This window comes from Caballeronia arationis (assembly GCF_001544975.2).
Lineage (GTDB): Bacteria > Pseudomonadota > Gammaproteobacteria > Burkholderiales > Burkholderiaceae > Caballeronia > Caballeronia arationis.
The window spans coordinates 1-8,820 of sequence record NZ_FCOG02000190.1 but is presented as its reverse complement, the minus strand read 5'-3'; the positions used below and the strand labels follow the sequence as shown (position 1 = coordinate 8,820).

Below are 8,820 nucleotides of genomic sequence, written 5' to 3'. Positions count from 1 at the left end.
CGAGCAACACCAGGCGGCTGGTCCGTTCGACCAGAACGCCAACGGAGGATTGATTGCCGGCGCCTTTGATGAAGTCGGCTTCCCAGTGGCCCGGCAGCAGGCGGTCTTCGATTTCGGGTGGGCGCACGTGAATGAATGAAATGAACGCCTCCCAACCATGAACGGTCGAGCATTGAAGGAAGGCGAACCCCCTCCAGGGCTGACAGCATCAAAGTGACAGAATGGAAGATCATGCAGTTCGTCACAGACGACCGGAGCGTCCGAGATGAACTATAGGGCGGTGGGTGTAGATATTGCAAAGAACGTGTTCCAAGTGCATTACGTGAATGCGGAAACGGGCGACGTCGTTAACAAACCGACCAAACTGGCCGCCTTTCTCGAACACTTCGCAAATCGCGAGCCTTGCCTGATAGGGATGGAGGCCTGCGGTGGCGCTCAGCACTGGGCGCAGCGTCCGGAACCGAGCGGACTTTCGCCGACACCGGCCATTCGCTCGACTTCATCAACAAGGCGTTTGAGTGCCTCGATCTCATCCGCTGGGAGCACGCGTCCGCTGTGCTGCCTACCATCGTCGCGCAGATGGTGGCCGCCCGTGGCGCCGAGGAATCGACAGCCTGGCGCCAGCCCGTCGATCTGGTCGCGCTGTGTGACGCATCAGCCGGCGAAATGTCCAAGCTTTTCGCGGCCCGCCAGGGCGTGCGAGCCTGGTCAATTCACTCGACCCTCGCGCGGGAGTTGCTTGGAGACGAGCCGGCGAAGATCGTCGATGCGCTGAAGGCGGCGATCCGCGTGGGCGCCGCTCCTGCCGACCTGGGACAGTCCCTCGCATATGCAGCGGCGCTGCGTGTGGCCCGCTTCGGCAATGCCAACGAACACGCGGACTGGGAGACGGCGCATCATGTCTTCACCCATGCTAACGCGCTCCACCAAATGCTCAGGCGGATCGGGACCGCGGGAATCGACGGTTACCTTACGGCCGTGCGGGCCATCATGCACGGAGCGATGGCGCTCTACCTTGAGCGTTATCTGAACGTCCCACCGGCCCGCATTCCGGGCGAGGACAACGATCAGCTCGACGACCTTCCCGTAGATGCGGAAGCCATTCGCGCTGCCCTGCTCGACGCATTCGACCGGCAGCGACAGGTCGATCTCGCAGCAAGACTGGTGGCGCGGCATCTTACGCTCGGCCATCCGCCAGAAGTGCTGATCGCCACGCTCGCGCATGCGGCGCTGCGCGAGGATGCGGGCTTCCATGCCTATCAAATGCTCGAGGCCGGCGTCCGGCAGTTTGGCGCGTGGGGCAATACTGACGAGGGGCGGCATGTTCTCGTTGCGGTCGCCCGTTATCTTGCGGCCCATTCACCGACTGAGCGCGGGACCCTGCAAACTGCCGACATCGCACAGCGCTTGATGAAAGGCGCCGAACTGCATCAGGGCGCTGGAGCGCCGTGACTGTGCAACTCTGATCGACAGGACCTCGTCTATTGCTCGGTAGTCCTATTTATCATCGACAATACTATTTATGTCAAATGAAGCACCTCGCCGGAGCAGCAATGCCCGACAGTGCGCCCGGGCGACACCTGACGGAATGTTGTACGAGGTTATGGGAAAAGAATCGAGAGATAATCGCGCCTGCTATTGAGAATCCGCAGCACATCGATGCGGTCGTCGGCCTCAACGACACGGTAGAAAATCTGATAGTTGCCGTGAACCCGATGCCGAATTCCGCGTTCCTTGTAGCGCGGGATGAGCGGGAAAAGCAATGGCGTGTCGGCCAGCGTCATGCAGGCTTGTTCCAGTTCTCCACAAACGTCTCGGCGCGCTTCGGGCTACCGTTGCGCGCGATAAAGTCGCCGATTTCTTCCAGATCAAATTTAGCGTCATCCGTGATGTCGACGAGCATCAATTCCCTTCCGACATCGCCCGATATTTGGCCTTGAGCCGACCAAACACTTCCTGCGCCGGCTTGCGGCGGCCCTCGTCAGCATCCGCGATCGCGTGCTCGAGGCTGGCGTCCAGCGCGGCAAGCTGTGCCTCTCGATCCTGAATGAGCCGAACACCTTCACGCAGGACTTCACTTTTCGAGCCGTAGCACCCGGCTCAACCAAAGCGGCAACGTAGCTTTCAAGCTGCTGCCCGAGCTCAGCGCTGATCATATTTCTGCCCCCAATCTGTACTAGATTCATGCTACCGCGATTATTAACTGTTATCAAACCGGCCGACCTCGATTTTCTCGGCAGCGTCCCGATCCTTCTTCCCAACCGCCCTGCGCTGTGGCCACTCTGACCGTTTTTCGTGATGACCTTTCCGCGGTTCAACCAATTTCAAGTCCGTTAGCAGCACACCATTGCCTCAGCGCTCTTTCGACGGAGTCAGCTTCAAACGAGTACCAGCTCTCGAGTGCGCCCTCACGGGCCAGCAGATCCTTGAAACGGCCATACGCCCCTTGTCGTCGGAAAAATCCTTCGACCTGTTCATAACGCGCAGGCAACTGTTGCGCGACAAAGCGCAACGCGACACTTTTTCCCAGATCGAGCTCGTTTTTATGCGGTATCTCGAGGTAGCGATCCGACGTTTCAAGGTCGCCAGGATGATCTTCGTCGGACGAGTCGTCGAAATCGGATATCCAATAGATCTTGCCCGTATCAAGCGAGACATACGCGTTATGCTCCATCGGCGACGCGTCGCTAACGAAGTCGAAGGCCATAGAAAGATCGGCGTATCTGACCGCGACCATGCCTCTACTCCCATAGGTTGAAACGTTCGAGCGGTCGGGTCGGATACTGGCGTGCAGCTGGTGTTGGGCGTACGCGGAAGCTTGTCCTTCGTCGGCGACGACCGATTGCCCCAACTCAGCCCCTGTCGTCGAAGTTCGCCTCACCGCTGTCATCCAGGCCCGCAATGGTCGTGGACCTCGCCTTCCGGATCAACCAGACGCTGCCATGTCCCCAGGTTCTCGCTGCTGCCGTCAAGCAGCCCGGTCAGCTAGAGTATGGTCGTTCGACTCGCCCAGCATACGGGCAGTTCGAGGTACGCGACCAGAAAGTTGGTACATGGCTCCGCGCAAATCGTCGCGTCCGCCCTGGCAACGTTGCGCGTGCCGATGCAAGTCTTCAATCGCGCGACCAAGTTTCTCGAGAGCAGCTCCTCGATGCCGCGCAAGCAGTGCGCTGAAAATTCCGCTTTCAGTTGAGCACAGCTTCCATACCGCTATCTCCCAAAGCGCGGCGATCGCTAGCCGTGCGAGTGCACCGGATTGTGGCAATTCGCACCAATCTGCTCTGGGTCGCCCCATTCCGATCCAAGTATGATGCTGCAAAAGTTCAGGCGCTTGTAGCTAGAGTCCTTCAACGCAAGCACATCGGCCTTGACGTTGCCGAAGGTGGACTGGGGCTTCTTTATCGTGCCTTGAGCGAACGCGTCGATGATGCCTTCCTTGAAGTTCGGCTCGCGCGGATGCGCCGCGACCACCAGTCGCCGCTCGTCAGCGCTGAACTCGTCATAAGCCAAGCCGAGTACGTCCATTTCGACGCCTGCCGTGACAAGCGCGACCACCGGCTTTTTGTACTGCGGAATACCAGGCGTCGTATGCAGCGCAATGGCGTCCCACACAAGCTCGATTTCGCTGTCGCGGATGCCATGCTGCCGGAGAAAATTCTGCGCGGCGTTCGCGCCGTCTACTTCGAAGCGGTCATGCGCGCTGCTGTACGCTTCGGTGAGGCCCATGTCATGGAACATTGCACCGATATAAAGCAACTCCGGATCGAATGTCAGTTGCTTGCGCTCGCCGGCGAGCGCACCGAACAGAAAGACGCGGCGCGAATGGTGATAAAGCAGATCGGACTCGGTATCGCGAACGAGTTGCGTGGCTTCGCGCGCCATTTGACTGTCGGGAATCTTGACGCCTGCGATGATTTGGCTCATGAATTTGGCTCGGTTGAGTTGGCTTGCGCGGCGTCTTCATCCTGCGCCGCGTTGAGGACACGGATGCGCCTGCGTTGCTAGAATTGCTCGGCGCGGCGACCGGGTTTCAGATAATGCGACTGGGCGAGATCGGATCGCTCGCCGGAAAGGTTTCGGCGAGCGCCTCATCGAGCAGCCAGTCCTGATGTTCTTGGGCTTCGGCCGAGCGTTGCGCTTCTATCGCGGCTTCACGTTGCGGGTTCATTGCGGTCGCCTCCATGGCAAGAGAGATGGGCATTGCGATAGATGTAAGTCTGGGCAAAAGGCGGATAGGTCACAACCGAAACGATGCGTTGAATTCTGCCAAGCGCACGCCGTCCTCTGCCATATGCGCTCCATCATCACGGGTATCGGTCTGATGCGTACAGTCGCAATCGCAGTCTTTCCCGGCGTTCAAGCGCTCGACGTAGCCGGCCCTCTCGATGTGTTCGCGGAAGCGAACGGTTTCGTTTCCGCGACGAGCGGCTACGAGATCACGCTCGTAGGTCCCGAAGAATGCACCGTACGGACATCGAACGGCACGCGGCTCGTCGCAGACCTTTCCTTCCCCGAAGCCAGGGCGTGCTACGACATTGCGCTCGTCGCGGGTGGCCCGAACCTTCCGTTTGATGAACCTGATCCGCATTTGTGCGCCTGGCTTGTCGACGTCGCGTCTCGCTGCTATCGCTATGGCTCCATCTGCACGGGCGCATTCGCTCTGGGCAACGCCGGCTTGCTCAATGGACGCGACGTCACCACGCATTGGCAGAACGCGAAGCGCCTGGCCGAGCGCTTTCCACTTGCACGCGTCGACTTGGATCGCATCTACATGCGCGACGGCAATCTTGTGACCTCGGCGGGCGTGACCGCAGGCATCGATGTCGCGCTTGCGCTTGTCGCAGAGGATCATGGCCCGCATGTCGCACTCGCGGTGGCGAAGCGCCTTGTCGTTTTTGCCCAACGGCGGGGCGGACAATCGCAGTTCAGTCCTTATTTGAGCGTACCGGCCGACGAATCCTCGCCCGTCGCCAAAGTTCAGCCTTACGTGATGGAGCACATCGGGGAACGACTCTCGGTTGCGCAACTCGCGCTCGTCGCGGGCATGAGCGAGCGTCACTTCGCGCGCGCCTTCGGGCAGCTCGCACAGATGACGCCGCGTGAGTTCGTCGAACGCGCGCGCGTGGACGCGGCCCGCAGCGCACTGGAAAGTAGCGACAGACCTTTGAAAACCGTCGCGTACGAATGCGGTTTCGGCACCGCGGACCGCATGCGCCTCGTCTTCATGCGACGGTTGGGGGTATCGCCGAACGACTATCGACTAAGTTTTCGCAATCGGTTTGCGAAGTGACCGGAATGTATGAGATCGGTCGGCCCTGAGCCCAATGCGCGTGTCGTCCGCCTTGGAGTAATCTAATGAGAGGGACTTCCACGTCCCGAGGCTGCGGCGGAAGCCGCGCATCGGTATCAGGCCCATGATGGAGTGTCGAGCCTTCATCAATGCCAGCAGGAGGGAAAGTCCGTATCCATTGTCATCGTCAGAATCGATCTTGCCAAGATGTGTATGCCATCCATGGTGTGGACGAAACGTGCAAGGCGGGACTGGTCAAGCCGAAGGTCACCCGTGATCAACTCGTGGCGTTGATCGGGCAATTGCCGCCGTGCCTGATCGGCATGGAAGCCTGTCAGGTGCGCATCACTGGGCCCGCGTGTTCCAGCGAGGTGGCCATGCGGTGAAGCCCACACGCCGACTTCGAAATACACGTTGCCGGGCGACACCGTATTCGCGCGAATGCTCTTCGATGCCAGTTGATTCGCGAGCCCCTGCATGGAATGCACGAGCGCGGCCTTGCTTGCCGTCAGGAACGGCATCGCGGCATCGACGAGATTGACCGTGCCGAGCAGATCCGTATTGAACTCCTTGCGCCACGATTCGATGTCGTTGCCGATCGCCAGCGCGCTGACGTTGGCCACGACGATGTCGAGTCCGCGCCACTCCGCGCCAACGCCCGCGACCCACGCCTTCAGCGCCTCGCCATCCGACACGTCGACGGCCGCGCCAGACGCGCGCGCGACGCTGATTTCCGCCAGCGCGCTTGCCGTCGACGCGACGCCGGCTGCGTCGCGCGCGCAAATGGCGACATCCGCGCCTTCCGCGACAAGCGTTCGCGCGATCGCGAGGCCGATGCCCTGGTGCCGCCGGTCACGATCGCCTTCAAGCCCTTCAGTTGCAGGTCCATGCTGGTCGCTCCTATGCGTATCGATGAATCCCGTTCGACGGCGCGCTCACTCCTTCTCGCGCCCCTCCTCCGATGCCATGCCGCGCGCGATCTGCAGCACTTCACCCGCCTGAATGACCGAGTGGCAGATATCGTCGATGGTCACGCGCTTCTCCATCGCCTGCGCGCGGAGCATGTCGTACGCCTCGCGTTCGCTCACGCGGTGCATGGTCATCAGAATGTCCTTCGCTTCCTGCAGATGCCGGCTGTCGAGCAGCTTCTGCTCGAGCTTGGCGATGCGCTGCGAATGCTGACGCGCGCGTTCGCGTGATACAGCGCCATCACCACGCTGGATAGCAGCCCCGATGCGCGGATCGGCGTCGTGACGATGCCGTCCGAACCCATCTTGATGGCCTGATCGATGAAGGTCGGATTCTCGTAGCTCACCACGCAGATGACGGGCGGCGCATCGGGTCCGAACCACTCGCTCTTCGGCGCGCGTTCTTCCGGCAGCAACGCGCGAAACACCAGGTCCGTCCTGTCCGGCAGCGTGTCGGTCGGCGGCCAGTATCGTTCCACCTGAAAGCCGATGCGCCGCAAATGGTTCGTGAGCGTCTGCCCGTCATCGTCATCCGGATGGAAAACGACGACGCGAGCATTGCGTTCGAGGATCGAGCTCGTCAGGCTTCGCTGGCCTCTGTCCGTTCGCGCGCTCACGTCAGTAGTCCCGGGTGCTCAGCTTCGTCACCCAGTCCCCGAGCGTCTGACGCGTCATGTACGGATCGGGGCCGACGGCGAATTTCGATTCGCGCAGAATGGTAAACTGGCCGTCCGCGTTGGCGCGGCCGATACGCGGGTAGAGCGCCATGTGATGATTGACTGGATCGATCCGCACCCGGCCTTGCGGGGCGGAAAATTCCGAGCCGAGGAGATGCGGCATGATGGTTCCGATCTCGTCCGAGCCTGCACGTGCGCATGCTTCGGCGAACATGTGCATTTGATAGTACGCGGCCTCCCAGTTTGCAGCTTCTCGAAGACGGGTCAGAAATATCGGAACCGCGACAGGGCGAAGATGCCGAGCGTGGCGTTCTCTTTCGCAGCGTATCAGCGAGTGTTCGAAGTATCGAACTGCAATATGAATTGGGCGCAAACTTCCCGAGCTGCCGAGCCGCCTTGCTGTAGAAATGGATTCATTCACGGGATCAATCCATATTCGATGTCGATTGGAATAACGATGGGCTCGCCACGCCCGTCTTCCCGAGCGAAGGCGATAACGGCGATCGCGCCCAGGGCCGCAGCCAAGAGCATGAAGCATTTTATTCGTGTTCCGGCTGCAATAAGACGATGGGGTAGGCGGGGCGCACGCGCACCTGCTGCTGATCAGTGCGCGACTGAGCCGTCGGGTGAAGGCGGCGCTGTCATCGAGGAAGAAGAAGTGCTCGCGCTACCTGGATGCCGGATCGCATAGAGTTCGCGGTTCCGCTCGACAGTCCGCTCGCTCGGCGGGTAATCGCCGCGAGACCAGGGCAAAAGGCCTTCTTTCTCAGCCTGGATGAGTTGTGCACGCACTTCGGCGCGCGTGAGGCCGGGCGCTGAACTTTGCGCATAGACGCTGGCGCCAAACAGCAGACTAAGGGCTGCGAGGACGAAGGCCGAAAGCAGTTTCATGATTCGCTCCTGGGGCGTTGAAACTCACTCCGGAAAGGCGTACCTTGTGTATTCCTCCCGCAGCGGGTAGTCGCTCGGACTACAGTGCCCATTGTTGCCAATCGCACCTTGTCCCACGCTTACCCTATGATTACGCTTTCGTCATCTGTTGCCCTGGCGTGAGCCCCGCGCAACGATGCTCTCAGTCACGAAGCGATAGTCATGTTCAACACGCATGGCTTTTCCAACGATTAACGGTACGTTAGGCCCGAACTGCGGAGCTATGCGTGTGTGGCCGTCTTGAAATGAAAACCGAGTGATCGAAGACGTGCATACCTACCCGATCCGGAGGCTATCGGGGGGCCGTCGTAGCGGCAGCATTACGCACAGAGAGGCGTTCAACGCGGACTTCGATATTGAGCGACAGGAACTACATAGCACCCCAGGTTGCCCGGATTGCCGTCCGGCACCGAATAGTGCTATTTTTTCACGACGCCGCCGTCCCGAATGATAGGTGTCAGGCTTCGACTATGATAATACTGAACTACCGCCATGCACCCTGGCGGACGGAAGTTCAGTGCCGCGCTCCATCGCAAGCACTCAGGAATCAGGCACAACGAGGCCATTCGGGACCGAGGCCACAGGCATAGCCGACGTGCAAGCTTCCGTTGTTCGCGGCACCCCAGCCACCTCGCATTTCATTTCCGTAATCTTTCTGTCGCTTTTTGGTCAACCTTCATGGGAGAAACTCTCCTTAGTTGGCAGGTTTCTCGACCAACGACTAATGAGAGCATCATGAATGCAGCGCTCATCGCTGGCGCTAGGACTGGGCGGCGGCATGCGCCAGTCCGGGCTGCTCGCCGCTGCGTGCCTCTACGCGCTCGAACACAACGTTGCACGTCTCGCGGAAGATCATGAAAACGCTGCGCATCTCGCGGGAGTTACTGTCAAATCTGGTGTTTCGGATTCGGCATGATCAGGCGGCCAGCGGTTGCTGAGCCGGTGTGCTGTCGGT

The 8,820-nt window shown here is 60.2% G+C and carries 8 protein-coding genes and 7 pseudogenes; 5 read left to right on the top strand and 10 right to left on the bottom strand.

What is annotated here, in order from left to right; genetic code table 11:
* Nucleotides 1-133, bottom strand: a pseudogene (locus AWB81_RS44325) (IS30 family transposase); the annotation flags it as partial.
* Nucleotides 134-265: 132 nt separating this feature from the next.
* On the opposite strand from AWB81_RS44325, the pseudogene AWB81_RS38330 reads away from it, so the two are divergent.
* Both AWB81_RS38330 and AWB81_RS38325 read left to right on the top strand, forming a co-directional pair.
* Nucleotides 266-454, top strand: a pseudogene (locus AWB81_RS38330) (IS110 family transposase); the annotation flags it as partial.
* Nucleotides 403-1,452, top strand: a complete 1,050-nt coding sequence (locus AWB81_RS38325) for a hypothetical protein (RefSeq protein WP_235026125.1) — start codon at nucleotides 403-405, stop codon at nucleotides 1,450-1,452. The pseudogene AWB81_RS38330 and the gene AWB81_RS38325, both read left to right, overlap by 52 nt.
* A 149-nt stretch (nucleotides 1,453-1,601) precedes the next feature.
* Here AWB81_RS38325 and AWB81_RS48620 read toward each other — a convergent pair whose 3' ends face one another.
* The 5 genes from AWB81_RS48620 to AWB81_RS38305 form a co-directional block, all read right to left on the bottom strand.
* Complete coding sequence (locus AWB81_RS48620) at nucleotides 1,602-1,784, bottom strand: type II toxin-antitoxin system RelE/ParE family toxin (protein ID WP_327373259.1); 183 nt, start codon at nucleotides 1,782-1,784, stop codon at nucleotides 1,602-1,604.
* The gene (locus AWB81_RS48615; RefSeq protein ID WP_327373257.1) at nucleotides 1,781-1,903 is read right to left on the bottom strand and encodes a hypothetical protein; all 123 of its coding nucleotides are present in this window, start codon (nucleotides 1,901-1,903) and stop codon (nucleotides 1,781-1,783) included. The genes AWB81_RS48620 and AWB81_RS48615 overlap by 4 nt, the downstream gene beginning before the upstream one ends.
* Nucleotides 1,903-2,070 (bottom strand): hypothetical protein, encoded by a 168-nt coding sequence (locus AWB81_RS38315; protein ID WP_327373262.1) that lies wholly within the window; start codon nucleotides 2,068-2,070, stop codon nucleotides 1,903-1,905. Before AWB81_RS38315 ends, AWB81_RS48615 begins: the two co-directional genes overlap by 1 nt.
* A gap of 244 nt (nucleotides 2,071-2,314) precedes the next feature.
* Nucleotides 2,315-2,737: a UPF0158 family protein gene (locus AWB81_RS38310; RefSeq protein ID WP_062643312.1), complete on the bottom strand. Its 423-nt coding sequence runs from the start codon at nucleotides 2,735-2,737 to the stop codon at nucleotides 2,315-2,317.
* Nucleotides 2,738-3,234: 497 nt separating this feature from the next.
* A complete protein-coding gene (locus AWB81_RS38305) occupies nucleotides 3,235-3,924 on the bottom strand; it encodes an HD domain-containing protein (RefSeq protein WP_062643310.1) in 690 nt (229 codons plus the stop codon).
* A 397-nt stretch (nucleotides 3,925-4,321) separates the two neighbouring features.
* Here AWB81_RS38305 and AWB81_RS38300 point away from each other — a divergent pair, with 397 nt between their 5' ends.
* Both AWB81_RS38300 and AWB81_RS38295 read left to right on the top strand, forming a co-directional pair.
* Nucleotides 4,322-5,290, top strand: coding sequence for a GlxA family transcriptional regulator (locus tag AWB81_RS38300; protein WP_062643314.1), 969 nt, complete (start codon nucleotides 4,322-4,324; stop codon nucleotides 5,288-5,290).
* A 177-nt stretch (nucleotides 5,291-5,467) separates the two neighbouring features.
* A pseudogene (locus tag AWB81_RS38295) lies at nucleotides 5,468-5,678 on the top strand (IS110 family transposase); the annotation flags it as partial.
* Nucleotide 5,679: 1 nt separating this feature from the next.
* On the opposite strand, the pseudogene AWB81_RS48610 reads toward AWB81_RS38295, so the two are convergent.
* From AWB81_RS48610 to AWB81_RS38275, 4 genes and pseudogenes are all read right to left on the bottom strand, one after another.
* Nucleotides 5,680-6,179 (bottom strand): annotated as a pseudogene (locus tag AWB81_RS48610) (SDR family NAD(P)-dependent oxidoreductase); the annotation flags it as partial.
* Nucleotides 6,180-6,225: 46 nt separating this feature from the next.
* Nucleotides 6,226-6,875, bottom strand: a pseudogene (locus tag AWB81_RS38285) (ANTAR domain-containing response regulator).
* A 1-nt stretch (nucleotide 6,876) separates the two neighbouring features.
* Nucleotides 6,877-7,179: pseudogene (locus tag AWB81_RS38280) on the bottom strand (transporter substrate-binding protein); the annotation flags it as partial.
* A gap of 359 nt (nucleotides 7,180-7,538) precedes the next feature.
* The gene (locus AWB81_RS38275; RefSeq protein WP_062643306.1) at nucleotides 7,539-7,826 is read right to left on the bottom strand and encodes a DUF4148 domain-containing protein; all 288 of its coding nucleotides are present in this window, start codon (nucleotides 7,824-7,826) and stop codon (nucleotides 7,539-7,541) included.
* Between the two features lie 805 nt (nucleotides 7,827-8,631).
* Here AWB81_RS38275 and AWB81_RS44320 point away from each other — a divergent pair.
* A pseudogene (locus AWB81_RS44320) lies at nucleotides 8,632-8,742 on the top strand (beta-eliminating lyase-related protein); the annotation flags it as partial.
* Between the last annotated feature and the right edge of the window lie 78 nt (nucleotides 8,743-8,820).

Bases quoted from the DNA above. Each gene is read 5' to 3' on its own strand.
- AWB81_RS48620 (WP_327373259.1), bottom strand. From the start codon at position 1,784: ATGACGCTGGCCGACACGCCATTGCTTTTCCCGCTCATCCCGCGCTAC.
- AWB81_RS48615 (WP_327373257.1), bottom strand. From the start codon at position 1,903: ATGCTCGTCGACATCACGGATGACGCTAAATTTGATCTGGAAGAAATC.
- AWB81_RS38310 (WP_062643312.1), bottom strand. From the start codon at position 2,737: ATGGTCGCGGTCAGATACGCCGATCTTTCTATGGCCTTCGACTTCGTT.
- AWB81_RS38305 (WP_062643310.1), bottom strand. From the start codon at position 3,924: ATGAGCCAAATCATCGCAGGCGTCAAGATTCCCGACAGTCAAATGGCG.
- AWB81_RS38300 (WP_062643314.1), top strand. From the start codon at position 4,322: ATGCGTACAGTCGCAATCGCAGTCTTTCCCGGCGTTCAAGCGCTCGAC.
- AWB81_RS38275 (WP_062643306.1), bottom strand. From the start codon at position 7,826: ATGAAACTGCTTTCGGCCTTCGTCCTCGCAGCCCTTAGTCTGCTGTTT.